The sequence below is a fragment of the Caballeronia pedi genome (assembly GCF_001544915.2).
Taxonomy (GTDB): Bacteria; Pseudomonadota; Gammaproteobacteria; order Burkholderiales; family Burkholderiaceae; genus Caballeronia; species Caballeronia pedi.
In genome coordinates this window covers 179083-204578 of the sequence record NZ_FCOE02000001.1, presented here as the reverse complement: position 1 = coordinate 204578, position 25496 = coordinate 179083, and the positions used below count along the sequence as shown (strand labels likewise).

General features: G+C 63.4%; 21 protein-coding genes. 5 read left to right on the top strand and 16 right to left on the bottom strand.

Annotated elements, in window-relative coordinates:
- Positions 1-128: 128 nt before the first annotated feature.
- Together AWB80_RS00990 and AWB80_RS00985 are read left to right on the top strand one after the other, a co-directional pair.
- Complete coding sequence (locus AWB80_RS00990) at positions 129-1031, top strand: class II glutamine amidotransferase (protein ID WP_087130877.1); 903 nt, start codon at positions 129-131, stop codon at positions 1029-1031.
- A gap of 36 nt (positions 1032-1067) precedes the next feature.
- A complete protein-coding gene (locus AWB80_RS00985; protein ID WP_061172775.1) occupies positions 1068-1400 on the top strand; it encodes a YegP family protein in 333 nt (110 codons plus the stop codon).
- A gap of 71 nt (positions 1401-1471) precedes the next feature.
- On the opposite strand, the gene AWB80_RS00980 is transcribed toward AWB80_RS00985, so the two are convergent.
- The 6 genes from AWB80_RS00980 to AWB80_RS00955 form a co-directional block, all read right to left on the bottom strand.
- A complete protein-coding gene (locus AWB80_RS00980) occupies positions 1472-2197 on the bottom strand; it encodes an amino acid ABC transporter ATP-binding protein (RefSeq protein ID WP_014190399.1) in 726 nt (241 codons plus the stop codon).
- The gene (gltK, locus tag AWB80_RS00975) at positions 2194-2871 is read right to left on the bottom strand and encodes a glutamate/aspartate ABC transporter permease GltK (protein WP_061172774.1); all 678 of its coding nucleotides are present in this window, start codon (positions 2869-2871) and stop codon (positions 2194-2196) included. Before gltK ends, AWB80_RS00980 begins: the two co-directional genes overlap by 4 nt.
- A complete protein-coding gene (locus AWB80_RS00970; protein ID WP_061172773.1) occupies positions 2871-3611 on the bottom strand; it encodes an amino acid ABC transporter permease in 741 nt (246 codons plus the stop codon). Before AWB80_RS00970 ends, gltK begins: the two co-directional genes overlap by 1 nt.
- Positions 3612-3679: 68 nt before the next feature.
- Positions 3680-4573: a glutamate/aspartate ABC transporter substrate-binding protein gene (locus AWB80_RS00965; protein ID WP_061172772.1), complete on the bottom strand. Its 894-nt coding sequence runs from the start codon at positions 4571-4573 to the stop codon at positions 3680-3682.
- 264 nt (positions 4574-4837) lie between these two features.
- A complete protein-coding gene (locus tag AWB80_RS00960) occupies positions 4838-6151 on the bottom strand; it encodes a Glu/Leu/Phe/Val family dehydrogenase (protein ID WP_061172771.1) in 1314 nt (437 codons plus the stop codon).
- Between the two features lie 108 nt (positions 6152-6259).
- Positions 6260-7231: a LysR family transcriptional regulator gene (locus AWB80_RS00955; protein ID WP_061172770.1), complete on the bottom strand. Its 972-nt coding sequence runs from the start codon at positions 7229-7231 to the stop codon at positions 6260-6262.
- A 288-nt stretch (positions 7232-7519) separates the two neighbouring features.
- On the opposite strand from AWB80_RS00955, the gene AWB80_RS00950 reads away from it, so the two are divergent.
- Positions 7520-8908 (top strand): MFS transporter, encoded by a 1389-nt coding sequence (locus AWB80_RS00950; RefSeq protein WP_061173074.1) that lies wholly within the window; start codon positions 7520-7522, stop codon positions 8906-8908.
- A gap of 35 nt (positions 8909-8943) precedes the next feature.
- Here the strand turns inward: AWB80_RS00950 and AWB80_RS00945 are convergent, their stop codons facing one another.
- Complete coding sequence (locus AWB80_RS00945; protein ID WP_061172769.1) at positions 8944-10827, bottom strand: ABCB family ABC transporter ATP-binding protein/permease; 1884 nt, start codon at positions 10825-10827, stop codon at positions 8944-8946.
- A 252-nt stretch (positions 10828-11079) separates the two neighbouring features.
- On the opposite strand from AWB80_RS00945, the gene AWB80_RS00940 reads away from it, so the two are divergent.
- Positions 11080-11475 (top strand): acyl-CoA thioesterase, encoded by a 396-nt coding sequence (locus AWB80_RS00940; protein ID WP_061172768.1) that lies wholly within the window; start codon positions 11080-11082, stop codon positions 11473-11475.
- A 7-nt stretch (positions 11476-11482) separates the two neighbouring features.
- On the opposite strand, the gene AWB80_RS00935 is transcribed toward AWB80_RS00940, so the two are convergent.
- Positions 11483-14605: a sensor domain-containing protein gene (locus AWB80_RS00935; RefSeq protein WP_061173073.1), complete on the bottom strand. Its 3123-nt coding sequence runs from the start codon at positions 14603-14605 to the stop codon at positions 11483-11485.
- Positions 14606-14814: 209 nt separating this feature from the next.
- Entirely contained in the window at positions 14815-15294 is a 480-nt protein-coding gene (locus AWB80_RS00930; protein ID WP_061172767.1) for a nitrate reductase associated protein, read from the bottom strand.
- A gap of 190 nt (positions 15295-15484) precedes the next feature.
- Here AWB80_RS00930 and fdhD point away from each other — a divergent pair, with 190 nt between their 5' ends.
- Positions 15485-16312: a formate dehydrogenase accessory sulfurtransferase FdhD gene (gene fdhD / locus AWB80_RS00925; RefSeq protein ID WP_061172766.1), complete on the top strand. Its 828-nt coding sequence runs from the start codon at positions 15485-15487 to the stop codon at positions 16310-16312.
- A gap of 6 nt (positions 16313-16318) precedes the next feature.
- Here the strand turns inward: fdhD and AWB80_RS00920 are convergent, their stop codons facing one another.
- From AWB80_RS00920 to nudB, 7 genes are all read right to left on the bottom strand, one after another.
- Positions 16319-17083: an enoyl-CoA hydratase gene (locus AWB80_RS00920; protein WP_061172765.1), complete on the bottom strand. Its 765-nt coding sequence runs from the start codon at positions 17081-17083 to the stop codon at positions 16319-16321.
- Positions 17084-17138: 55 nt separating this feature from the next.
- A complete protein-coding gene (locus AWB80_RS00915; RefSeq protein ID WP_061172764.1) occupies positions 17139-18335 on the bottom strand; it encodes an acetyl-CoA C-acyltransferase in 1197 nt (398 codons plus the stop codon).
- Positions 18336-18349: 14 nt separating this feature from the next.
- On the bottom strand, positions 18350-20779 hold the full coding sequence (locus AWB80_RS00910) for a 3-hydroxyacyl-CoA dehydrogenase/enoyl-CoA hydratase family protein (RefSeq protein WP_061172763.1): 2430 nt from the start codon (positions 20777-20779) through the stop codon (positions 18350-18352).
- Positions 20780-20869: 90 nt separating this feature from the next.
- Positions 20870-22657, bottom strand: coding sequence for an acyl-CoA dehydrogenase C-terminal domain-containing protein (locus AWB80_RS00905; RefSeq protein WP_061173072.1), 1788 nt, complete (start codon positions 22655-22657; stop codon positions 20870-20872).
- Between the two features lie 70 nt (positions 22658-22727).
- Complete coding sequence (locus AWB80_RS00900) at positions 22728-23402, bottom strand: TetR/AcrR family transcriptional regulator (RefSeq protein ID WP_061172762.1); 675 nt, start codon at positions 23400-23402, stop codon at positions 22728-22730.
- A gap of 272 nt (positions 23403-23674) precedes the next feature.
- The gene (locus tag AWB80_RS00895) at positions 23675-24961 is read right to left on the bottom strand and encodes a phospholipase D-like domain-containing protein (RefSeq protein ID WP_425266829.1); all 1287 of its coding nucleotides are present in this window, start codon (positions 24959-24961) and stop codon (positions 23675-23677) included.
- Entirely contained in the window at positions 24961-25437 is a 477-nt protein-coding gene (nudB, locus tag AWB80_RS00890; protein WP_061172760.1) for a dihydroneopterin triphosphate diphosphatase, read from the bottom strand. Before nudB ends, AWB80_RS00895 begins: the two co-directional genes overlap by 1 nt.
- Positions 25438-25496: the final 59 nt, after the last annotated feature.

The window sequence follows — 25496 nt, the reverse complement described above, 5'->3', positions numbered from 1 at the left end:
AAAATCGCCGTGGAAATTCCACAACGCGCACGGTTATGAGCGGTTGCGCGATTTTTTCGGCCCGACCTCGGTGATATGCTTGTCGGACGTATTGTAACAACAGGCCACAAGCCGCCAGCTCCCGCATCATGTGCCAACTTCTCGGAATGAATTGCGCCGAACCCACCGATGTGACGTTCTCGTTCACCGGCTTCGCGGCACGCGGCGGCGTCACGGATCATCACGCGGACGGCTGGGGCATCGCGTTCTTCGAGGACAAGGCCTGCCGGCTTTTCATCGATCATCAGTCGTCGGCCAGCTCGCCGCTCGCGGACATGGTGAAGCGCTATCCGATCAAGTCGAAGAACACGATCGCGCATATTCGCAAGGCAACGCAGGGGCATATCCTGCTCGAGAACTGTCATCCGTTCATGCGCGAACTGTGGGGCCGCCACTGGATCTTCGCGCACAACGGCGATCTGAAAGACTACGCGCCCGAACTCTCCGGCGTCTATCAGCCGGTCGGCACCACCGACAGCGAACTCGCGTTCTGCGCGCTGCTGCAAGGCTTGCGCCGCGCGTTTCCCTGCTCGCAGCCGCCGCTCGACGAACTCTTCGAGGCACTCGCCGAACTCACCGGCGACATCACGCAATACGGCGTCTTCAATTTCCTGATGTCGAACGGGCAGGCGCTGTTCTCGCACTGCTCGACGCATTTGTACTATCTGGTGCGCAGCTGGCCGTTCTCGACGGCGCATCTGATCGATGCGGACATGTCGATCGATTTCGCCAAGTACACGACGCCGGAAGATCGCGTCGCCGTGATCGCCACGTCGCCGCTCACCGACAACGAAACCTGGACGCGCTTCGCACCCGGCGATCTCGCGATGTTCCAGAAAGGCGATCTCTCGCGCACGGTGAATATTCCGGTGCCGGAGGAAATCGCGAAGAAGGCGGCGGAACCGCTTGCCAAGGCGTGCGTCGGATCGGCGCTGAAGATCGGCGAGATTCGGACGACGGCGGCGATGGAAAGCGAATTGGGCATCGAGTAAGCGTGCGTTGCTTCATCCACCGAGGGAGGAAGGGCCATGACTGGGAAATTCGTGATCGACAAGGCGAAGAACGGCGAGTTCTATTTCAACCTGCACGCGGGCAACGGCGAGCGCATTCTGACGAGCGAGATGTACAAGGCGAAAGGCTCGGCTGAAAACGGCATCGAATCGGTGCGCAAGAACGCGCCGCTCGACGAACGCTACGTTCGCAAGGAAAACAAGGCCGGCCAGCCGATGTTCACGCTCAAGGCCGGAAACCACGAAGTGATCGGCGTGAGCGAGGGTTACAGCAGCACATCGGCGCGCGAGAACGGCATCGAATCGGTGAAGCGCAGCGCGCCGGATGCGGTCATCGTCGACAACACGTGAGTCACATGTAAAAAAACGCGGCGCTTCCTCCCGGAAGCGCCGCGTTTTTCATTGCGCAAGTGCGCTGGCGATCAGTGCAGGATCTTCGCCAGAAAGTCCTTCGCGCGATCCGATTTCGGATTCGCAAAGAACGCTTCCTTCTGATCATCCTCCACGATCAGCCCGCGATCCATGAAGATCACGCGGTTCGCCACCTTCTTAGCGAAGCCCATTTCGTGCGTCACGCACATCATGGTCATGCCTTCCTGCGCGAGTTCGACCATCACGTCGAGCACTTCGTTGATCATCTCGGGGTCGAGCGCGGAGGTCGGTTCATCGAAGAGCATCGCGATCGGGTCCATCGACAGCGCGCGCGCGATCGCCACGCGCTGCTGCTGACCGCCCGAAAGCTGACCCGGAAACTTGTCCGCATGCGCGCGCAGCCCGACGCGATCGAGCAGCTTCATGCCCTTCTGCGCCGCTTCGTCGTTCGAGCGGCCGAGCACCTTCACCTGCGCGAGCGTCAGGTTCTGCGTGATCGTCAGATGCGGAAACAGCTCGAAGTGCTGAAACACCATGCCGACCTTCGAGCGCAGCTTCGACAGATTGGTCTTCTTGTCGGTGAGCGATTGCCCGTTGATCGTGATCTCGCCCTTCTGGAACGGCTCCAGGCCGTTCACGGTCTTGATGAGCGTCGACTTGCCCGAGCCCGACGGGCCGCACACCACGACGACCTCGCCCTTCTTCACTTCGGTCGTGCAGTCCGTCAGCACCTGGAACTGCCCGTACCACTTGGAAACATTCTTGATAGAGATCATCTTGCGACCTTTTTCTGAAGACTTTTGACGAGCGCCGACGCCACCACGCAGATCACGAAATAACACGCACCGGCGAACAGGACCATTTCGACGGTCGTACCGTCGCGGTCCCCGATGTTCGTCGCCGTGCGGAAGAAGTCCGCGAGACTGATGACGTAGACGAGCGACGTATCCTGAAACAGGACGATGGCCTGCGTAAGCAGCAGCGGCACCATCGCGCGGAACGCCTGCGGCAACACGACGAGCTTCATCGCCTGACCGTAGGTCATGCCGAGCGCGAACGCCGCGTTCACCTGCCCGCGCGGCACCGCCTGAATGCCGGCGCGAATGATTTCCGAATAGTACGCGGCCTCGAACAGCGAGAACGCGACCATCGCCGAAGCAAGACGGATGTCGATGTCCGCCGACAGCCCGAGCACGTTCTGCAGCAACTGCGGCACGATCAGGAAGAACCACAGCAGCACCATCACGAGCGGAATCGAGCGGAACAGCGTGACGTACGCGCTCGCGAACCATTGCAGCGGTTTGACGCCCGACAGACGGAACAGCGCGAGCACGGTGCCCCACACGATGCCGACCACGATGGCGAGCACCGTGATCTGCAACGTGATCTTCGCGCCCGTCATCAGCGTGGGCCACTGCGCAAGAATGTCACTCCAGTTGAACTGATGCATTACTTGCCTCCGATGTAGCCAGGCAGCCGGGTTCTCGCTTCGACCCAGCGCATCAGCTGCATCACGACCAGATTGATGAGCATGTAGGCGATCGTCACCGCGATGAACGATTCATACGTCTGCGCCGTGTAGTCGACGAGCTGGCGCGCCTGCGCGGACAGATCCAGCAGACCGATGGTCGACGCCACCGCCGAGTTCTTGAACACGTTGAGGAATTCCGACGTGAGCGGCGGCACGATGATGCGGTACGCAACCGGCATCAGCACGTAACGATACGTCTGCCATTGCGTGAAGCCCATCGCGAGGCCCGCGTTGCGCTGTCCGGGCGGCAGCGCGTTGATGCCCGAGCGCACCTGTTCGCACACGCGCGCGCCGGTGAAGAGCCCGAGACAGATGATCGACGACGAGAAGAACTGCGCCGAGGGCGGCAATTGCTTGAACCAGTTGCCGATGGAAGGCGGCAGCAATTCCGGTATCACGAGATACCAGATGAAGAACTGCACGATCAGCGGAATATTGCGGAAGATCGCGACGTAGACGGTGCCGATGCCCGCCAGCGTGCGATTCGGGACCGTGCGCAAGATGCCGAACAACGAGCCGACCACGAGCGCGATCACCCAGGCCGCGAGCGACACGGTGATCGTCACCCAGAAGCCGGAGATCAGCCAGCCGAGATAGGTCGTGGGCTCGCCGGTCGAAACCGGACTCAGCAGGATGCCCCAGTTCCAGTGATAAGACATGGACTCACTCCAAAAAGAAACGGAAGAAGCAAGCTCCTTCCGTTTCGTTCGTTCGAGACTCGAACCGGTTAGTCGATTGCCTTGTCATTCGGGCTCTTGTAGAGAGCCTTGATGTCGTCACTTTCCGGGAAGTTGAGGTTGAGACCCTTCGGCGGGATCGGGCTTTCGAACCACTTCTTGTAGATCTTGTCGGCTTCGCCCGACGTTTCGACCTTGGCGATCGCGTCGTCGACGACCTTCTTGAACTCGGGGTCGTTCTTGCGGATCATGCAGCCGTACGCTTCATGCGATTGCGGCGCGCCGACGATCACGAAATCATTCGGGTTGTTCGACTTGGCGCGCTCGCCTGCGAGCAGCGCATCGTCCATCATGAACGCGACGGCGCGGCCGGTCGACAGCGTCAGGAACGACTCGCCGTGGTCCTTCGCGCTGATGATGTTCATGCCCATGTTCTTGTCCTGATTCATCTTGCGAAGCAGGCGCTCGGACGTGGTGCCGGCAGTCGTCACGACGGTCTTGCCCTTCAGGTCGGCCCAGTCCTTCACGCCCGAATCCTTCTTGGTCATGAGGCGCGTGCCGATCACGAAGATCGTGTTCGAGAAGGAAACCTGCTGCTGGCGCTCGGCGTTGTTCGTGGTCGAGCCGCACTCGATATCCACCGTGCCGTTCTGCACGAGCGGAATGCGGTTCTGCGAGGTGATCGGCGTGAGCTTGACCTTCAGATCCTGCATGCCCAGCTTCTGCTTGACGGCCTCGACGACCTTCAGCGAGAACTCGTGCGAGTAGCCGACGACATTCTGCTTGTCGTCATAATAGGAAAACGGAATGGACGATTCGCGATGCCCCAGCGAGATCACACCCGTGTCCTTGATCTTCTTCAGCGTGCCGGCGTCCTGAGCGTAAGCGCCCGTGGCGAGAAACCCGAGCGCGGCGACGAGCAGCGCAGCCTTTTTAACCTTCATGTGTTCGATCTCCTGTGGCGAAAAACGGGGCAAGTTTAGCAGGGTAATTATTCTGAAAGAATGATTGTTAACCCACTCCGTCTTATTTGCGAGACGGTCCGGCGCAACGCCGTAAGACCGCGCATCTTAATGTATTTTTCATGCAAATGCGGGCGGCATTCCCAGGGAAATGCCGCCCGCATTTTTCAAAGGGCGCGAACGTGGCCCGCCTCCCGCGGACCACTTGCCCTAAGCTCGTTCCGACGAACGCGCCGTCGCATCGGATCAGGGATACAGACCGCGCATTTCGCGCGCCTGCAGAATCCGCGTGCACGCAACGATGAACGCCGCCGTACGCACCGACACCTTGTGCTCGCTCGCGACTTGCCACACGCCGGCGAACGCCTCGCGCATCACGCGCTCGAGCCGCTGATTGATCTCGTCCTCGGTCCAGAAGAAGCTGGAGAAGTCCTGCACCCATTCGAAGTACGACACGGTCACGCCACCCGCGTTGGCGATCACGTCCGGAATGACGAGAATGCCCTTGTCGTTCAGGATGTCGTCGGCTGCCGTCGTGGTCGGGCCGTTCGCGCCTTCGACGACGATCTTCGTGCGAATCTTCGGCGCGTTCTTCTCGGTGATCTGGTTTTCGAGCGCGGCCGGAATCAGGATCTCGCTTTCGATCATCCAGAACTCTTCCGCCTGCACGGGGTCAGCGCCCGTGAAGCCGCCGACGCCGCCGTTCTTCGCGACGTGATCGAGCAGCGCGACGGTGTCGATGCCCTTCGAATTGTGAATCGTGCCCGTGTGATCCTGCACGGCGATCACGCGCGCGCCCGCTTCCTGAAACAGCTTGGCCGCGATGCCGCCGACGTTGCCGAAACCCTGCACCGCGATGCGCGCGCCTTCGATGTCCATGCCGATACGCCGCGCCGCTTCCGTGCCCGCGACGAACACGCCGCGGCCGGTCGCTTCCTTGCGGCCGAGCGAGCCGCCGAGCGAAATCGGTTTGCCGGTCACCACGCCGGTGGCCGTCTGCCCCTGGTTCATGGAGTAGGTGTCCATCATCCACGCCATGATCTGCTCGTTGGTATTCACGTCCGGCGCGGGAATATCCGTGTTCGGCCCGATGATGATGCCGATCTCGCTGGTATACCGGCGCGTCAGGCGCTCGAGTTCGCCGCGCGACAGCGTGCGCGGATCGACGCGGATGCCGCCCTTCGCGCCGCCGTACGGCACGTTCACCGCCGCGTTCTTCACCGACATCCACGCGGACAGCGCCATCACTTCGGAGAGCGTCACATCCTGGTGGTAACGCACGCCGCCCTTGCCGGGACCGCGCGACGTGTTGTGCTGCACGCGATAGCCTTCGAAGTGCGCGACGGTGCCGTTATCGAGTTCGATCGGGCAGTCGACGATGAGAATGCGCTTCGGGCGCTTGAGGGTTTCGAGCCAGCGGGAGAGAGAGCCGAGATACGGCGCGACGCGATCGACCTGCTGCAGATAGTTACCCCAAGGTCCGAGATCGTCGGCGTGGAGATACGACGGGATGGCGTGTTTTGCGTCCGGCGCTTGCACAGGTTGCTTCGAGGCAGACATTGAGGCTCCAGCGGTGAAGGAATGCGCCCATTGTCGAAAAACCCCGTTTCCAAATCCAATGCCGTTTCCTTATCCCGTCATGCAAATTCTGCATAACGTTGCGAAGCCTTACGCGGCGGGCCTCTCCGACTGCGCCTTCAACAATTCTTCACCAACTGCATCCCAGAGCGCGCGCATCAGCGCCTGACGCGGCTCCTCGCCTTGCGCTGCGAGCTTGTCGCGATACAGGCGGATTTCCATCGTCAGCGTGAACTGGCCGGCGGGCGTGCCGCGCGTGCCGCGATCGAGGCGGATGAGCCGCCCTTCCTCCACCGCATCCTCCACTGCGCTGTGCGGCAGGAACGCGACGCCGTGGCCGGCGAGCGCCATCGCTTTCAGGCCTTCGGCCATGTCGGTTTCATAGACCTTGTCGAGATAGAGCCGCGCGGGCGCCGTCGCGATGATGACTTCGGTCATGCGCCCAAGATAAGCATTAGGCGTGTACGACAGATACGGCACCGGCGATTCGGCGCTCGCCGGCAACGTAAAGCGCGCGCGTCCGCCTTTGGTGACGGCGGAGAACGGGCTGAGCGGTTCGGCGCCGAGCGTGAGCATGTCGTAGCGCGCGGGATCGAGCGCGACCGGGTGACTCGGATGGTGATAGCCCATCACGAGATCGCAGCCGCCTTCGACGAGCGACAGCACCGCATCGTGCACGTTCAGCGCGCGCAGCCGCGTGCGGATGCGCCCGAGCCGCGCCTCGATGTGTTCGAGCCAGCGCGGAAAGTAGGTGAGCGAAAGCGTATGCGGCACCGCGAATTCGATGGTCGCCGACGGCACGCCGCCCTGCCCGCGCAGCAGCGTGCGCGCTTCATGGAATTGCGAGAGCATCGCGAGCGCCTGCTCGTAGAAGACGTTGCCGGCTTGCGTGAGTCGCGTCGGATACACCGAGCGGTCGATGAGTTCCGTCCCGAGCCACGCTTCGAGCGCCTGAATGCGACGCGAGAAGGCGGGCTGCGTGATGTGTCTCAGTTCAGCGGAGCGACTGAAGCTGCGCGTCTCCGCGAGTGAAACGAAGTCTTCGAGCCATTTCAGTTCCATGCGATTCGTACGCGAGCAGCGCCTGTTCGGCAAAAGCGCATTCTAGCGGGCGCGTGAACCGCGCGAAGGCGCGGCGCACCATTCGCATGCGGTCGCGCACGGGCGCGGTGCCGTCGCCCGACGCGCGAATGCCGGTCCGCAACGCCGCTTGCATGCGCTTGAACGCCGCGCCCACGCTTGTTCCACGCGATGCATCGATTAAATGTGCATTCCATTGGCATGATGCTTGCAGTTTTCCGGGCCGTCGCGTGCTCATCCGGCAGCACGCGCAAATTCGGAAAGCCCGCAATGTCCAATCTGATCGCATCGCTCAAGAGCGGCAACTGGCGCTCGCTGCTTGCCTGCTTCCTTTATTTCGATACGGGTTTCACCGTCTGGGTGTTGTACGGGCCGCTCGCGCCGTTCATCGGCCGCGACGTGACGATGTCCGCCGCGCAGCAAGGCTTTCTCGTCGCGGTGCCGGTGCTGGCCGCGGCCATCCTGCGCGTGACGCTCGGCAATCTCTATCAGTCCACCGATGGAAGACGCGTCGCGCTGATGGGCGTCGTGCTGTCGTCGATTCCGTCGATCGTGCTGCCGCTCATGCCCGGCGTGCCCTCGTATGCGTTGCTGCTCGTGCTCGGCGTGTTTCTCGGCATGGGCGGTGCGAGCTTCGCCGTCGCGCTGCCGATGGCCGGCAGCAACTATCCGCCGAAGGTGCAAGGGCTGGTGCTGGGTCTCGCCGCCGCGGGCAACATCGGCGCGGTGCTCGACGGCTTCCTGTTTCCCCATCTCGCCGATACCTTCGGCTGGCAGATGTCGACCGCCGCCGCGCTGCCGCTGCTTGCGATCACCGCGGTCGCGCTGTTCGCATGGGCATCCGATGCCGGCGAGAAATCCGGCAGCACGATGCGCGCGTTGTCGAGCTTCGCGGTGACGCTGGTCAGCCTGATCGTGCTGGTGCTCGCGGTGAACGGCGGCGTGTTCGGCGGCGGCAGGGCGGGCGTGCTGCTCCTGCCGGTGATCGGCGCGCTGATCGCCATTGCGGTGTTGCCGCGGCACTATCGGTCGGTGCTCGCCGAGCGCGACACGTGGGTCATCATGCTGATCTACAGCATCACGTTCGGCGGGTTCGTCGGCATGTCGTCGTATGTGACGTTGCTGCTGACGTCGCTTTATCAGATGCCCAAGCTCGAAGCGGGGCTGTTCATGTCGCTGCTCGCGTTTCTCGGCGCGATCGTGCGGCCGTTCGGCGGTTATGTCGCCGATCGCGTGACCGGCGTGCGCGCGCTGCTCGTGCTGCTTGCGGCGATCGCCATCGGAGATTTCGCGTTCGCGATCTGGATGCCGCCGGTCACGGGCGGTCTCGCGATTCTCGTCTGCCTGTATGTCGCGTTCGGTCTCGGCAACGGTTCGACCTTCCAGCTCGTGCCGCATCGGTGGAAGGGCAAGACGGGTTTGCTGTCGGGGATCGTGGGCGCGGCGGGCGGTATCGGCGGGTTTTATCTGCCGGTGATCATGGGCATTGCGAAGGAGAGCACGGGCAGCTATCAGATGGGCTTCGCGACCTTCGGCGTGCTCGCGACCTGCGCGTTCGGCGCGTTGTTCCTGCTGCGCGGGCAGTGGCTGCGGTGGTCGTCGACTTCCTCGCAGGCGCATGAAGGTGTTGCTATCGGTGGCGCGCACGCGATGGAGTGATGCCAGGATCGGGCGGCCTCGTTCGCGTCGTCGCCCTATTCGGGAATGGTCGAGGTATCCCGCTGATCCACCGCCGCCTCTTCCGCCCGTTGCTGCTGCAACGCCCACATCTGCGCGAACATCCCACCCGCGCGCAGCAACTCCGCGTGCGTCCCCCGCTCCACGATGCGCCCATGATCCATCACGATGATCTGCTGCGCGTGCACGACCGTCGATAAGCGGTGCGCGATGATGAGCGTCGTCCGCTCGCGCGCGATCGAGTCGAGTTCGTGCTGGATCGCGCGCTCGGACTTCGAATCGAGCGCCGAGGTGGCCTCGTCGAAGATCAGGATCGGCGGATTCTTGAGCAGCGTGCGCGCGATCGCCACGCGCTGCTTCTCGCCACCCGAGAGCTTCAGCCCACGCTCGCCGACAGGCGTGTCGTAACCCGCCGGCAACGCCTCGATGAAGTCGTGGATATGCGCCGCGCGCGCCGCCGCGATCACTTCCTCGCGGCTCGCGGAAGGACGCCCATACGCGATGTTGTAGTAGATCGAATCGTTGAAGAGCACCGTGTCCTGCGGCACGATGCCGATCGCCGCGCGCAACGAATCCTGCGTGACGTCGCGAATATCCTGCCCGTCGATGCGGATGCCGCCATCCTGCGCGCGATCGAGATCGTAGAAGCGGAACAGCAGCCGGCCGAGCGTCGACTTGCCCGAGCCGCTGTGTCCGACCACCGCCGTCGTCGTGCCTGCGGGAATCGTGAAATCGACGCCATGCAGAATCGGCCGCGCTTTCTCGTACGAGAAGCTCACGTCATCGAAACGCACTTCGCCGCCGCGCACGGCAAGCGGCTGCGCGTTCGGCGCATCGGGCACTTCGCGGCCCGCGCCGAGCAGCGTGAACATGCGGTCCATATCGGTGAGCGCCTGCTTGAGTTCGCGATACACGACGCCCAGAAAATTCAGCGGAATGTAGAGCTGCAGCATGAACGTGTTGATGAGCACGAGATCGCCGAGCGTGAGACGCCCCGCCATCACGCCCTGCGTGGCGCGCCACAGAATGAAGACGAGCCCGGTGCCGATGATCATCTGCTGACCGAAATTGAGCATCGACAGCGAGCGCTGCGACTTGATCGCCGCCGCGCGATAGCGTTGCAGGTTCTCATCGTAACGGCGCGTTTCCCACTCTTCGTTGCCGAAGTACTTCACGGTCTCGTAGTTGAGCAGCGAATCGATCGCGCGCGAGTTCGCCCTCGAATCGAGATCGTTCATCGTGCGACGGAAATGCGTGCGCCACTCCGTCACCTTCACCGTGAACACGATATACGTGACGAGCGCGATGAGCGTGACGATCGCGTAATACGCCTCGTACTTCGTCACGAAGAACGCGAGCACGAGCCCGACCTCGACGAGCGTCGGCAGAATGCTGTAGAGCGAATAGGAAACGAGTTGCTGGATGCCGCGCGTGCCGCGTTCGATGTCGCGCGACATGCCGCCCGTCTGCCGCTCCAGATGAAAGCGCAGCGACAACGAGTGCAGATGGCGGAACACTTGCAGCGCGAGCTGCCGCACGGCGCTTTCCGTGACCTTCGCGAACAGCAGTTCGCGCAACTCGGTGAAGAGCGACGTGGAAAGCCGCGCGCCCGCGTACGCGATCACGAGCAGCCCGATGCCGCCGATCAGCACGATGCCCGGCGAATCGCTCGCGCGTCCGAGCGCGGTGAGATGCTGCACGGAAGCGAGGCTATCGACGATGCGCTTCATCACGATCGGCACGCCGAGGTTCGCGACCTTCGCGCCGATCAGACATGCGAGCGCGAACGCGACGCGCCATTTGTACGTGGTGAGATAAGGCAGCAGCGAGCGGATCGTCTGCCAGTCGTTGCGCGGGCCCTGGGCCATCGGGCCCGGCTCTGCGTTCGGGAAGCGGCGCATGAGTTCGTATCGTTCAGGCGCGCCGCGCGAACGGAACCGGGCGCGGCCGCCTTCAGGGGGACGTTTTTATCGTCGAAGCGGGAGCACGTCGCAGGCATGCTTTCCCGTACAATTTACTGCAAGCCCCCGGCGCCATCGAGGTCATTGCCTCGCGCCACGGGGTCATCCATAAATAGGCATTGTCGCAGAAGGTTCAAGTGGCCGCTCGCGGCCACCGGCCTTCCCGCCGCCTTGCAAACCGGAATCTCTCCCATGGCCGACCAATCGAGTCTTCCCGAAAAGCACGTCGCGCTGCGCGTCGTTCCGCAGCCCGCCGACGCCAACGTCCACGGCGACGTCTTCGGCGGATGGATCATGGCGCAGGTGGACATCGCCGGCTCCATTCCGGCGAGCCGACGCGCGAACGGCCGCGTCGCGACCGTCGCGGTGAATTCGTTCCTGTTCAAGCATCCGGTATTCGTTGGCGACCTGCTGAGCTTCTACGCCGATATCGTCAAGACGGGCAATACGTCCGTCACGGTTTCCGTCGAGGTGTGGGCGCAGCGCCTGAGCCTCGCCGAAGAAGTCGTCAAGGTGACGGAAGCGACGCTCACCTACGTCGCGACCGACCGCGATCGCCGTCCGCGCGTGCTGCCGTCGCTCGACTGACGCGCAATCAGTGGGGCAACACACCCTGCTGCAAGAGGCCCGGAATCGCTTCGTGCGGCATCGGGCGCGAGAACAGATAGCCCTGCATTTCGTCGCAATCGCGCTCGCGCAGGAAATCGTGCTGCGCGTGCGTTTCGACGCCCTCCGCGATCACCTGCAATTCCAGCGAATGCGCGAGCGCGATGATCGCCGCCGTGATGGTTTCGTCGTCGCCCGACGAGCCGATGTCCGCGACGAACGAGCGATCGATCTTCAGCCGATGCACCGGGAAGCGCTTGAGATACGACAGGCTCGAATAACCGGTGCCGAAGTCGTCGATCGCGATGCCGATGCCCAGCGCCGATAGCTCCGAAAGCATCGTGATGGCTTCCTCGGCATTGCGCATGATCGCGCTTTCGGTGAGTTCGAGTTCGAGATAGCGCGGTTCCAGCCCGGTCTCTTCGAGCACCGACGTCACGAGCCGCGCGATGTCGCGCTGCTGGAAATGCCGCGCCGACAGATTCACCGACACGCGCGCCGGCGGCAGCCCGGCATCCTGCCACGCCTTGTTCTGCCGGCACGCCTCGCGCAACACCCATTCCGACAGCGGCCCGATCAGGCCGCTTTCCTCCGCCACCGGAATGAACGACGCCGGCGACACCAGCCCCTGCTCCGGATCGCTCCAGCGCACGAGCGCCTCGATGCCGACGATCGAGCGCGTCGTCATATCCACCTGCGGCTGATAGTGCAGCAGGAATTCGCCATCGCGCAGCGCGCGCCGCAAACGGCGTTCGAGGTTCATGCGCGCGCCGACGCTCGCGTTCATCTCCGGCTGATAGAACTGATACGTGTTGCGGCCCATGTCCTTCGCGCGGTACATCGCGAGATCGGCCTTCTTCATCACGGTTTCGGCGTCGTCGCCGTCTTGCGGAAAGAGACTCGCGCCCATGCTGCAGCCGACGTACAACTCCGTATCGTCGAGCCACACCGGCTCCGAGATCGCCGCGCGCGTGCGCTCCATCCAGGCGATGAGACCGGCTTCGTCGGTGAGATCGGGCAGCACGACCACGAACTCGTCGCCGCCGTGACGCGCCACCGTATCGCTCGAACGCGCCGAGCGCGCGAGCCGCTCCGCGATCACCGCGAGCAGCCGGTCGCCGACGCTGTGTCCGAGGCTGTCGTTGACGTTCTTGAAGCCATCGAGATCCATGAACACCACGGCGATCTTCGTCTCGCGCCGCCGCGCCGTCTCGATCGCGTGCTGCAGGCGGTCGCGCAGCAGATTGCGGTTCGGCAGGCGCGTGAGCGTGTCGTAGTTCGCCTGATATTCGAGCTCTTCCTGATAGCGCATCAGGTCGGTCACGTCGTTGATGATGCCGATGTGATGCGTCGTCATGCCCTGCGCATTCGGCACCGGCGCGACGAAAAGCTGGTTCCAGAAGAGCGCGCCGTCCTTGCGATAGTTGCGCACCACGACGCTCGCCTCCAGATTCGTGGCGAGCGCGCGGCGAATCGCGGTGAGGCCGTCCTGATCGCCGTCGGGGCCGTGCAGGAAGCGGCAGTCCTGCCCGATCACTTCGCTCGGGTCGTAGCCCGTGATGCGCTTGAACGCCGGATTCGCGTACTCGATCACGTTCGCGCCATCGACCACGCCCGTGATCAGGATCGCGTTCACGCTCGCGTCGAGTGCGCGGCTTTGCAGACGCAGCGCGAGTTCGGCGCGCTTGCGGTCGGTGACGTCGTGATACGAACCGAGCACGCCGATCGTCTGCCCTTCGCCGTCGAGCAGCGGCAGCTTGCTCGTGACCACGGTGCGCAGTTGCTCGCCCATCACGATGTCGCGCTCGAAATGCATCTTCGGCACCGTCGTGACGATGACCTCTTCGTCGTCCGCGCGCACGACGTCCGCAAGCGCGCTCCACGGCAGCTCGAAATCCGTCTTGCCGATGACCTGCTCGTTGTATGCCAGGCCCGCGTCGCGCGCAAACGCGTTGTTGCAGCCGAGATAACGCAAGTCGCGGTCTTTCCAGAACACGCGCTGCGGAATGTTGTCGATGACCGCTTCGAGCATTTCGTTCGACCGGCGCGCCTCGGCTTCGGCGTTGATGCGATCGGTCACGTCGTTGGCCAGCATGAAGATGCCGGGACGGTTCGAATAGGTGAGCGCGTGATGTGACACATCCGCGCTGACGATCGATCCGTCCTTGCCGCGATAGCGCCACACGCCCACCGCGCCCTGCCCCGATGCCGCACGCTCGCCCGTCTCGCCGCCGCTGCGCGCGAGCCGCGCGACGAAGCTGTCGAAGTCGTCCGCGTGATGCAGGTCGCGCAGTGTCATGTTCATGAACTCCGGCTCGTTGAAGCCGAAGTGCTCGATCGCGGCCTGATTCACGGCGATGAAGCGCATCGTCTCGCGATCGACGATCCACATCGGCACCGGATGCGCCTCGAACATGCCGCGAAAGCGTTCGTTGCTGCGCTGCCTCGCGCGCACGACGCCGAGCTTCTCGCGCGATTGCCGCTCGTGGCTCGCGAACAGCCAGATCAGCACGGCGCTGCCGGCGAGCATCGTGAAGACGAGCAGCAGCATCGCGCCGCTCGATGTCTGCGCGGACTGATCGAGCGCGTCGATCGTCGCGGTATCGATGCGCGAGCGCACGGCGGCGAGTTCTTCATCGACCGCCTGCTGACCTTCGCCGAGCGTGACGAAGGCGGCGTCGGCCCACGCGCGGGATTCGGCGGGACCGGTGGGATCGGCGTGCTTCGCGCGCTCGAATGCGAGATTGGCGTCGTGGCGCATTTCGGCGGCGCGCGCGGCGAGCGCTTCGAAAGCGCCCGTCATGCCGGGCTCCATCACGATCTGCGCGCGCAGGCCGCTTTCGAGCGCGTCGAGATGCGCCTCGCGTTCCTGATGACGCGCGTCGGTTTCGGCGATGCCGGTGGCTTCGAAACGGCTCAGTTGCGTGAGCGATTCGCCGAGCGTGCCGCGATACGCCGCGAGATCGCGCAAGAGGCTCATCGAGCGCAGCGTGCGCGCGTCGCTGTCGCGCCGTCCGCCGATCTGCTCGCAGGCGACGAACGCGTTCGCGCCAAGCGCGGCCAGTACCACGGCGATATTGACGAGCAAACCTCTGGAGAGGAATCGAGTCATGAGCGGCGGGCTGAATCCTTTGGTGCGCGCCGGATGCGCACCTTGCCGATGCGCATCCACGCGAATGCGCGGCGTGAAATGCGTCCACGTCGCGATTGATGGATAACGCCCAATAACGGCACCGCTCGCCCTACATTTAGGGCTTGCCCGCAAATAATCTGATTAAAGCGCGCGCTTAACGTTTGCGACCCGGTGTGCGCACTTCGGCCTCACTCGACGAGGCCGAATTCTTTCATCGCGGGCAGGAAATCGTGATTGACCTTGTCCGTGTTGCGCGACAACTTTGCAAGCGCGTAGCGCTGGAAGCGGTCGAGCGCGCCCCAGCGATCGAGGCTCGGCGCGCTGACGCCCGAGAGGCTGCTCTGCCGGATGACGGTTTCCGGCACCGCATCCGCGTGCATCCAGACGGGATCGCGCTCGCGCTCGATCTGCTCGGGCGCGGCATTCACGTGAGTCTTCATCATCTCTTCGAGCGCGAGGTCGAAGTTCTTCTCGAGTTCGGCATCGTCCTCGACGGGGAAACGCGCGAGCAACGCGCGATCGTCGTAGGGAAGCGCCTGCCATTGATCGAGCGTGATGCGCATGCCGAAGCGATCCAGATTGAAGCGCACGGCAAGCGGAATGAAACGAAGATTGTCAGAGGATTCCACTTCGAATCCGAACAGACGCGCGGCGTCGTAAAGTCCCATAGCGAAGCCTCGTTGGATTGAGCGGGGGTGCGCGACGCGCATCGCCTGCTTAAGTTATTGTAGGGCCTTGAATCTGGCTGGAACCATTGCAATCTAGCCGCTGTTCGCCTCGCGATACGTACGAACAGCAACGATAGGCAGCAAATCACATACCCGACTTTACTCGAAGTGAGCGGTCAGGAGCATTGAAGTGGATCAACTCGAAACCGACGACCAACCCGGCTACGTCGAGCGGCAAGTGCGCAGGCATCGTAACAACGATAGCGCGGTCACCGCGGACAACATCGGCCAGGAATGGCCCGTCGCGCTGGTTTTCAACGGCATCTCGCACGCGGTGATGATGTGCACGCCGCGCGATCTCGAAGCGTTCGCCGTGGGCTTTTCGCTGAGCGAAGGCATCGTCGAGCGCGGCAGCGATATTCACGATATCGAAGTCTACTTTCGCGATGACGGCGTCGCGCTGCCGCATGCCGAAGTGCATCTGCAAGTCGTGCAGCAGGCGTTCGCGTCGCTGAAGGACAAGCGCCGCGCGCTCGCCGGGCGCACGGGCTGCGGCGTGTGCGGCATCGAAAGCATCGAGTTGCTCGATCTTCAGGCCGAGCGCGTGCCGGATACCGGCTTTCTCGCGCGCCTCGCGCCCGACGCGATCGAGCGCGCCGCGCGCGAACTACCCGCGCATCAGCATCTCACGAAGCTGACCGGCGGCCTGCACGCCGCCGCCTGGTGCGATGAAACCGGTGCGGTGCGCTACGCGTTCGAGGACGTCGGACGGCATAACGCGCTCGACAAGCTCATCGGCCACCTGGTTTTGCGTCGCGAGGACACGACGCAAGGCTTCGTGTTTCTGTCGAGCCGCGCGAGCTATGAACTCGTGCGCAAGTCGGCGCGCGTCGGCGTGCCGATGGTCGCGACCATTTCCGCGCCGACCTCGCTCGCCATCGCGATCGCGAAGCAGGCGGGCCTGCGGCTCGTCAGCTTCGCGCGCGAGAACGGCTTCGTCGAATACGACGTCGACTGACGCCGCTTATTCGAACTGGCCGAAGTTCGGCTTGCGCTTCTCGAAGAACGCCTGAAACGCTTCGCGCGCTTCGGGCGAGATCAGCATCCGCGAGAAGTGTGCGGCTTCGCCTTCCATGCGCGCGGCCACTTCATGCGTCTGCGCGCCTTTCATCAGCGCCTTGGTCACGCGCAAGGACGACGCCGGCAGCATCGCCAGCCGCTTCGCCTTGTCGAACGCGTACGCATCCAGTTCGCTCGCCTCGATCGCGCCATTCACGAAGCCCATGCCGATCGCTTCGTTCACGTCGAAGGCTTCGCCGAGCAGGAGCTTTTCCGCCGCGCGCTGATAACCCGCCGTGCGCGGCAGCAACAGACTCGACGCCGCTTCCGGACACAAACCCAACTGCGCGAACGGCAACGAGAACTTCGCGTTCGGACTCGCGTAGACCATGTCGCAGTGCAGGAGCATGGTCGTGCCGATGCCCACCGCCGCGCCCGCGACCGCCGCCACGATCGGCTTCGGAAACGCGCTGATGCGACGCAGGAACTGGAACACGGGCGCGTCGAGTCCCTTGGGCGGATCGTTCAGGAAGTCGTCGAGATCGTTGCCCGCGCTGAACGTGCTGCCGTTGCCGCGAATCAGCACCGCCCGCACGGTCGGGTCCATCTCGGCTTCGTAGAGGCCGTCGGCCATTTCCTGATACATCGGCGCGGTGATCGCGTTCTTCTTCTCCGGACGATTGAGCACGATGCTCAGCACGCCGTCCGCGCGTTCGATCTGAATCTCCATCCGCTGTCTCCTTCAAGTCGGTCCGCGAGCGATGACACTCGCGGACCATCCGCCATCAAAGCCGCTCGATGATGCCCGCCGCGCCCATGCCGGTGCCGACGCACATCGTCACCATGCCGTACTTCAGGTTGCGCCGGCGCAAGCCGTGCACGACCGTCGATGCGCGGATCGCGCCGGTCGCGCCGAGCGGATGACCGAGCGCGATCGCGCCGCCGAGCGGATTGACCTTCGACGCATCGAGACCGAGATCGCCGATCACCGCCAGCGCCTGCGCCGCGAAGGCTTCGTTCAGTTCGAACCAGTCGATGTCGTCCTGCTTCAGCCCCGCCGCCTTCAGCGCGGCCGGAATCGCTTCCTTCGGCCCGATGCCCATGATTTCCGGCGGCACGCCGCGCACCGCGAAGCTCACGAAGCGCGCGAGCGGCGTCAGGTTGAACTGCTTCAGGATTTTTTCCGACACGACGATCAGCGCGCCCGCGCCGTCCGACGTCTGCGAGCTGTTGCCCGCCGTGACCGAGCCTTTGTTGGCGAACACGGGACGCAGCTTCGCCAGCCCTTCCAGCGTCGTTTCGCGCGGGCCTTCGTCGAGCGCGATCTCGCGGGCATTCACGCGCACTTCGCCGGATTCGAGATCCGGAAAGCGCTCGTTGAGCGTGTACGCGGCGATTTCTCCGGCGAATTCGCCTGCCTGCTGCGCCGCCAGCGCGCGCCGATGCGACTCCACTGCGAACGCGTCCTGCGCCTCGCGGCTCACCTTCCAGCGTTCCGCGACCCTTTCCGCCGTCAGGCCCATGCCATATGCGATGCCGACATCCTCATTGCGATCGAAGATATGCGGCGACAGCGACGGCTTGTTGCCCATCATCGGCACCATGCTCATCGATTCGCAGCCGCCCGCGATCATCGCATCCGCTTCGCCGACGCGAATGCGGTCCGCCGCCATCGCGAGCGCGGTCAGGCCGGATGCGCAGAAGCGGTTCACCGTCACGCCGCCGACCGTGTTCGGCAGGCCCGACAGCAACGCGCCCATGCGCGCGACATTCAGCCCTTGCTCGGCTTCGGGGATCGCACAGCCGACGATCGCGTCTTCGATCACGCTGGTATCGAGTCCCGGCACCTGCGCGACGACCGATCTGATCGCGTGGACGAGCAGTTCGTCCGGGCGCGTGTTCTTGAACACGCCGCGCGGCGCCTTGCCGATCGGCGTGCGGCTCGCGGCGACGATGTATGCGTCTTGAAGTTGTTTGCTCATTGCTTGCTCCGCGATTAGTTACGAACCGGCTTGCCGGTCTGCAACATGCCCATGATCCGCTCCTGCGTCTTTTGCGTGCCCAGCAGTTCGACGAACGCGCGGCGCTCCAGCGCCAGCAGCCATTCCTCGTCGACGAGGCTGCCCGCTTCGACATCGCCGCCGCACACCGCTTCCGCGATGCGGCTCGCGATCAGATAGTCGTGGTCGCTGATGAAGCGCCCGTCGCGCATGTTGACGAGCGACGCCTTGATCGTCGAGATCGCCGAGCGGCCCGCGACCGGCACCTGCTTCACGCGCAACGGCGGCCGATAGCCCGACGCGCTCAACGCACGCGCTTCCTTCTTCGCGATGTCGAGCAACTCGTGCACGTTGAAGACGATCGTGTCGGACGGCTTCAGATAGCCCATCGCGCGGGCATCCAATGCGGACGACGAGACTTTCGCCATCGCCGCGTTCTCGAACGGCTTCTGCAGGAACTTGAGCAGATCGCTCGTCGCATTGACGGCGCTCGCGGCTTCCGCCGCGCGCAACGCAGCCTCCTTCAGACCGCCGCCCGCCGGCACGAGCCCGACGCCCACTTCCACGAGACCGATATAGCTTTCGATATGCGCGACGCGCTTCGCCGATTGCAGCAGCAGTTCGCAGCCGCCGCCCAGCGCGATGCCCGAAACCGCCGACACCACCGGCACGTTCGCGTACTTCACGCGCAGCATGCCTTGCTGGAACTTCTTCACGAACGGCTCGATGCCTTTCGCGCCGCCCATCATGAACGCGGGCATCGCTTCCTCGAGATTGGCGCCCGCCGAGAACGGACCGCCCGGCGCGCCGAGTTGCAGCGAAGTCGGCTGCCAGATGACGACGCCACGATATTCCTTCTCGGCCAGTTCGATGGCTTGCGTGAGACCGTCGATCACGCCCGGGCCGATGGTGTTCAGCTTCGTCTTGAACGAGACGATCACGATGTCGCCCTGATCGTCGTCGAGCCACGCGCGCACGTTTTCGGTTTCGAACAGCGTCTTGCCGTAGGTCTTCGGATCGGCGCCCGTCTCACCGACGAGCGGCGCGCGGAACACCTGCTTCTCATAGACGGGCAGCGTCGAGCGCGGCTCGAAGCGCTTCGACTTCGGCGACCACGAGCCTTCGTTCGTGTGCACGCCGTTCTTTTCGGCGACGGTGCCGTCGAGCACCCACGCGGGCAGCGGCGCGTTCGAGAGCGCCTTGCCCGCATCGATATCTTCCTGCACCCACTTCGCGACTTGCTGCCAGCCCGCCGCCTGCCAGCTTTCGAACGGCCCCTGGTTCCAGCCGAAGCCCCAGCGGATCGCGAGATCGACATCGCGCGCGTTGTCGGCGATCGATTCGAGATGCACGGCGATGTAATGGAACACGTCGCGGAAGATCGCCCACAGGAATTGCGCCTGCTTGTTGTCCGTTTCGCGCAGCAGCTTGAAGCGCTCGGCGGGCGGACGCTTCAGAATCCGGCCGATGAGTTCCTCGGCCTTCGCGCCGCCGTCGACGTACTGCGCCGTCTTCGCATCGAGCACCTTGATCGCCTTTCCTTCCTTGCGATAGAAGCCCGCGCCGGTTTTCTGGCCGAGCGCGCCTGCCTTCACCAAGGCTTCGAGCACGGGCGGCGTCTTGTAGACGGAGAAGAACGGATCGTCAGGCAGGTTGTCCTGCATCGTCTTGATGACGTGCGCCATCGTATCGAGGCCGACGACATCCGCCGTGCGGAACGTCGCGGACTTCGCGCGGCCGAGGCGCGCGCCGGTGAGGTCGTCCACTTCGTCGAAGCGCAGGCCGAACTTCTCCGCCTCGGCGATCACCGCGAGAATCGAAAACACGCCGACGCGGTTCGCGATGAAGTTCGGCGTATCTTTCGCGCGCACGACGCCCTTGCCGATCACGCTCGTCAGGAAGGTTTCGAGTTGGTCGAGGATCTCGGGCTTCGTGGATGCGGTCGGAATCAGTTCGACCAGATGCATGTAGCGCGGCGGATTGAAGAAGTGCACGCCGCAGAAGCGCGATTTGAGTTCATCGGAGAAGCCGTTCGACAGTTCCGTGATCGAGAGACCCGATGTGTTGCTTGCGAAGATCGCGTGCGGCGCGAGATGCGGCGACACTTTCTTGTAGAGATCGTGCTTCCAGTCCATGCGCTCGGCGATGGCTTCGATCACGAGATCGCATTCGGCGAGCTTCGCGATGTCGTCGTCGTAGTTCGCGGGCTCGATGTACTGCGCGTCGTCCTTCACGCCGAAAGGCGCGGGCGACAGCTTCTTCAGATTCTCGATGGCCTTCAGCGCGATGCCGTTCTTCGGGCCGTCCTTGGCCGGAAGATCGAACAGCAGCACGGGCACGCGGGCGTTGATCAGATGCGCGGCGATCTGCGCGCCCATCACGCCTGCGCCGAGCACGGCGACTTTGCGAATGTTGAGGGTGCTCACGGGTTAGCCTCCGGGATTGCTTCTGGATGAGAATGTGTGCGGGAACGCCGCTTCCGTTTCAGGGAAGCGCGGCGCATCGGGCGAACGCGATCAGAACAGCGCTTCGTCGTAGTCCATCATCGGCTTCGCGCCGGCGCGCGCGGCGCGGATGGTCGAAGCCGTTTCCGGCAGAAGCTTGGCGAAATAGAAACGCGCGGTGGCGAGCTTGGCCTTGTAGAAGGCGTCGCCGGAGCCGGCATGATCAAGCGCGACACGCGCCATGCGCGCCCAGAAGTACGAGTACACGAGATGGCCGACGGTACGCAGATACGGCACGGCGGCCGCGCCCACTTCATCGGGATTCTGCATGGCCTTCATGCCGATCTCCATCGTGAGCTTCTGCACCTTCTCGCCGATATCCGCGAGCGGATTGATGAACTCCTGCATCTCCGGCTTCACGCCTTCCTGCTCGACGAAATCGGAAACCAGCTTGCCGAAGCGCTTCAGCTTCGCGCCCATGTCGCCGAGAATCTTGCGGCCGAGCAAATCGAGCGCCTGAATGGAATTCGTGCCCTCGTAGATCATGTTGATGCGCGCATCGCGGACGTACTGCTCCATGCCCCATTCGGAAATGAAGCCATGACCGCCATAGATCTGCATCGCCATGTTGGTGCCTTCGAACGCGTTGTCGGTCAGGAAGGCCTTGATGACCGGCGTGAGCAGCGCGACAAAATCCGCGGCCTCGCGACGCGCTGATTCGTCTTCGTGCGAAAGCTCCTTGTCGATATTGAGCGCCGCCCAATACGTGAACGCGCGGCCCGCTTCGGCATAGGCCTTCTGCGTGAGCAGCATGCGGCGCACGTCCGGATGCACGATGATCGGGTCAGCCGCCTTTTCCGGCGCCTTCGGGCCGGTGAGCGCGCGCATCTGCAGACGCTCCTTCGCATACACGAGCGAGTTCTGATACGCGACTTCGGTGAGTCCGAGCCCCTGCATGCCGACGCCCAGACGCGCCGCGTTCATCATCACGAACATCGCGTTCAAGCCCTTGTTCGCCTCGCCGACGAGCCAGCCCTTCGCGCCGTCGAGATTCATCACGCAGGTCGCGTTGCCGTGAATGCCCATCTTGTGCTCGATCGAACCGCACTTGATGTCGTTGCGCGCGCCGATCGCGCCGCTCGCATCGGGCACGTACTTCGGCACGATGAAGAGCGAAATGCCCTTCGTGCCCATCGGCGCGCCCGGCAGACGCGCGAGCACCAGATGAACGATGTTCTCGGCCATGTCGTGCTCGCCGCTCGAGATGAAGATCTTCGTGCCGGTGAGCGCGAACGAGCCGTCCGGATTCGGCTCCGCCTTCGTGCGCAAAATGCCGAGGTCCGTTCCGCAATGCGGTTCGGTAAGGCACATCGTGCCGGTCCACTCGCCCGACACGAGTTTCGAGAGATACGTGGACTTCTGCTCCGGCGTGCCGTGCGCGTGCAGGCATTCGTATGCGCCGTGCGAAAGACCCGGATACATCGTCCAGGCCTGGTTCGCCGAGTTGAGCATTTCGTAGAGCGCGTTGTTCACGAACGCGGGCAAGCCCTGGCCGCCGTACTCGGGATCGCAGCCGAGCGCGGGCCAGCCGGCGTCGATGTACTGGCGGTAAGCGTCCTTGAAGCCGGCGGGCGTCTTCACGACGCCATCGCCCTCGTATGTGCAGCCTTCGCGGTCGCCGCTCTGGTTGAGCGGGAACACGACCTCGGAGCAGAACTTGCCGGCTTCCTCGAGCACCTGATTGATGGTGTCGGCGTCGAGGTCGGCATGCTTCGGCATGCTCTTCAATTCAGCTTCGACGTTCAGCAGTTCGTGCAGCACGAATTGCATGTCGCGAAGGGGGGCGGCGTACTGTCCCATGAGTCTCTCCAGTTTCTTCAAGCTTCTGGTTGCGCGCCGCCGAACCACCTTCTCGATTCGAACGGCGCCGCTAACGGCTGTCGGTTGGTTGCGAAGTCAGGTTCGTCGTCGCATTCGGCGGCGGCTGCGGCACGCCCGCCGGGGCGCTTGCATTCGACGTCTGGTACGACACGATCGTCTTCTCCAGCGCGTCCCGCGTCAGTTGCACCGCCTCCGGCAGATGCAGGAAGCGCGCGTCGTGATGCAGGCCGAGCGTAAAGCTGTACAGCTCGAAAAGCATCAGATGCGGGTCCGTCTCCGGCTTCAGATGCCCTTCGTCCTTCGACTGGCGAATCGCGCGCAACAGCGCTTCCCGCCACATGCTCACGCTGTGCACGAGCTGCTCGCGCACAGCGCTCGCGGCGCGGTCGTCGTACTCGACCGCGCCGCTGATGTAGATACAACCCGTGGTCACTTCCTGGATGCGTTTCTCCATCCAGCGATTCATCATCGCGCGCAATCGCGGCAGACCGCGCGCCTCGCGCAGGCTCGGGAAGAACACTTCGTCCTCGAAGCGCCGGTGGTACTCGCGCACCACTTCCACCTGCAAATCCTCGCGCGACCCGAAATGCGCAAACACACCGCTCTTGCTCATTTGCATCCGCTCGGCCAGCAGGCCGATCGTCAGCCCTTCCAGCCCGTCCCGACTCGCCAGTTCCAGCGCTGCGTCGAGAATCGCGGCCCGCGTCTGTTCGCCTTTTCGCATGATGTCCCTACCGTTCTTATGTGACCCGTAAAATCGAACGGCCGTTCTATTATTGTGGCCGAACTCTGATGAAACAAGCAAATTTTTAGACCCGCGTTTCTAAAACACCAGGAGAATGTCTATAGGATAAATCTCAACATTGTCCGCGCCCATTGTCGCGTTTTATGTACGGACTGCCTGTAAGTGACTGCCCGAGTTCTCAGGAACTGGGATTTTTTATCTATTGTTGCCGATCGGCAATTATTTTTGCGCAGTCACTGAAAATTGGCCCATTAATCGTACTGACCAATGGTGATCATCTTCATCATCAGACGGTATGTGTTATAGGCCAGCCAATTAAGCGTCCGCTCCGTCATGGGTCGCGACGCATAATGTTTTTCGTCGATTGGGCGGCCTTCGTCGAACGCCTGGAGAATGGCGTCGTGCAATCCGGCGATTTCGGGATGATTGACGAGGACCATGTTGGCCTCGTTGTTGAGCACGAGCGAGAGCGCGTCGAGATTCGATGAGCCGATGGTCGCCCAGTCCGCATCCACGACCGCGACCTTGCCGTGGAGCATCGTCTTCTCGTATTCGGCGATGCGCACGCCGTGCTTGAGCAGGTTGCCGTAGAGAAACGGCGTTGCATAATCGAGCGCGACGAATTCCTTGCGGCCGATGACGAGCGACACGCGCACCCCCCGTTCGGCCGCGCGCACGAGTGCGCGCCTCAGCTTGCGCCCCGGCATGAAGTACGGATTCGCCAGCAGCACTTCGCTCTCGGCATGCGCGATGGCTCGCAGATACGCCTTCTCGATCGCGCGGCGATTGAGCAGGTTGTCGCGCGCGATGAACGCGACGCACGGCTGATCGACCGCGTGAATCTCGCCGAGCCGCGCGCGCCTGCGCGCCTGCATGGCGCGGCGGGCGTTCCAGCGGCCCGGAGCGCGCTCGCTTTCCTGCGCCTCGCAGGCTGGTTGCGTCGGCTGGCGCGGCTTCACGCCGAGACGGATGCGCTGCCATTGCAGATCGAACGCTTCGCGCTCGTCCTTGACGACGGGGCCTTGCGCCTCCATCGCGAAGTCCCAGCGCGGCCGTTCGAGGCGCGCGCCGTTCTGCTCGTAGTCATCGACGATATTGATGCCGCCGCAAAACGCGTAGGTCTCGTCGATCAGCGCCAGCTTGCGATGCGTGCGCGAAAAGCCGAGCGGCCCGAACAGCAGATGCGGGTTGTAAATGCGATGCTCGACGCCGCGCTCCTGCCAGAGTTTGAACATCGGCAGATTGCTTTCGGTGCCGATGCCATCGGTGATCACGCGCACCATGACGCCGCGCTCGGCCGCACGCACGAGGGCATCGGAGACGGCGCGGCCGATGTCGTCGTTGGCGAAGATGTAGGTTTCGAGCGACACCGACTTGCGCGCCTCGTCGATGCGCTCGATCAAGGCCGGAAAGAACTGCACGCCGCCCTTGAAGAGCCGCACCTGGTTGCCGACCGTGAAGCACAGTCGCAGCGGCCGGCGGCCCGAGAACAGCGCCTGACGCAGCCGCTTGAAACTGCGCCGCGGACGCAGTCCGATCATCGGTTATGCGCCGCGAGGCGCTCCGGCAATTGCAGGATCGCTTCCCGGTTCGACCACGAGAAGCACTGGTCCGCTGCCTCGCGAAACGGCAGCCACCGATGCGCCGTGTGCTCGCGCGGCGCGAGCGTCACTTCGAGGCAATGCGGCACGAGCAGGCTGAACTGATGCTCGGTGTTGCGTGTGATGCCCTCCGCGTAGCGATGCCGCCATTGCGGATAAATCTCGTATTGAATGCTGTGATGCCAGTCGAGCAGCGCGCGCTCCGGAATGAGCGCACTGCCGATCACGATGCCCGTCTCTTCCTGCACCTCGCGCGCGGCGGTTTCGCAGATTGGCTCGTCGATGTGATCTTTCGAACCCGTCACCGATTGCCAGAAGCCCTTGTGATCCGCGCGCTCGATGATGAGCACATCGAGGTCCGGTGTATGAATGACGACCAGCACGGATTCGGGGATTTTCGGCGGCTTCTGCATATCTTTGTGTACGCGCGTTTCATTGTGTGTCGATGCCCGAAGACTGTAACGCAAAAAAT